Raw genomic sequence first — 1441 nt, 5'->3', positions numbered from 1 at the left:
TCCCAGGCCTCCGCCGCGACAGCGAGCGCGTGCATGGTCCGCAGGTCGTCGGCGTCGTGCTCGAGCCAGTTCTTCAATCGGGGCCAGGCGTCGGCGAGCGCCTCGTGCGAGACCTCCACGCTCGTCTCGTCCGTGCTGATGAGGCGCGCGGCCGCGAGCATCGCGAGCACACGGTCACGTGCGCCGTCATCATGCAGGCCCTTGACCGGAAGGCTCTGGCGCACCGGGGTGCCGTCGGGGGCGAGGGCGACGAGGCGCAACATCGTGGACCGGCAGATGGCTCGATCGGCCGGGGTCATCCGCAAGTAGAGCCGATCTGCTGACTGCGCGATGGCCGCGGAGAGCCCGCCCGAGGCCTCGTACCCGTGCACGGTGAGCGTCGCCCCCTCCCGCCGCGCCCAGGTCTCGACGAGGGCGTGCGAGACGTGCGGGAGCACACCCGGACGGCCGGCGGCATCCCGGAGGATGAGCTCGGTGAGGCCGGGTTCGAGCCGCAGGCCGGCGGCTCGCGCCGGGCCCTCGATCGCCGCCCTAAGCCCCTCCTGTCCCATCGGCGGCACCAGCTGGACGCCGTCGGTGAACAGTGGTCCGAGCCTAGGTAACCGTGCGCACGCGTCGAGGAAGTCGCTGCGCACGGTCACCAGCACGGTGCCGCCTGATTCAAGGACGCGCGCGATGACGTCGGTGGCATCCTCGGTCGCACCGGCGTCCAGACCGGTGAAGAGCTCCTCGAACTGGTCGACGACGAGGACCTGTCGATCGTCGTCTGTGCCGGCCACGAACGGATGCAGGCCGCGTCGAGGGGTCGTGACCTCGACCGACCGTGCATCCCGGCGCAGTGCGGGAACGATGCCGGCGAGCACGAGCGAGGACTTGCCGCATCCCGACTGCCCGGTGAAGGCCACGAACCGCCCGCGTTCAACCCGACTGAGCCCCGCGCGGATATCGGCATCCCGACCGAAGAACTCCTCTTCGTCCCTCTCTCCGAACGCGGCGAGCCCGCGGTACGGGCACGGCACGTCAGGTCCGACGGGGCTCGCGGCCTCCAGATCAGGGTCGTGGCGCAGGATCGCCGTCTCCAGCTCGGTGAGCTCGGCCGAAGGATCGATGCCGAGTTCCTCGTCGAGCCGCCGGCGGGCATCACGCAGGGCGGCGAGCGCGTCAGCCTGGCGGCCGGATCGGTAGAGGGCACGGGCCAGCAGCGCCCAGCGGTGCTCGCGGAGCGGTCGGTCGCGCACGAGGCGCTCGGCGTCGGAGATGACGCTCACGGCATGTCCCAGCTCGAGGCGGGCGGCGAGCAGATCCTCCTCCGCGATCGCGCGGAGGTCGTGGAGCCGTGCGGCTTCGCCCCGGGCCGGCTCCCAGTCGGGGAGGTCCGCGTATGGCTCGCCACGCCAGGAGCCGAGTGCCCCCTCGAGCATTGCGATGGCCCGATCAGGCG

The 1441-nt window shown here is 71.8% G+C and carries 1 protein-coding gene; it reads right to left on the bottom strand.

From position 1 onward, the window contains the following. A partial coding sequence (locus AC1DY2_RS19745) for an nSTAND1 domain-containing NTPase (protein ID WP_476763955.1) occupies nt 1-1421 on the bottom strand: 1421 nt, incomplete at its 3' end. Nucleotides 1422-1441 lie beyond the last annotated feature (20 nt).

This window comes from Agromyces sp. P1_H4 (assembly GCF_056405255.1).
The sequence above is the reverse complement of the archived record's forward strand: the minus strand, read 5'-3'. Positions and strand labels throughout refer to the sequence as shown.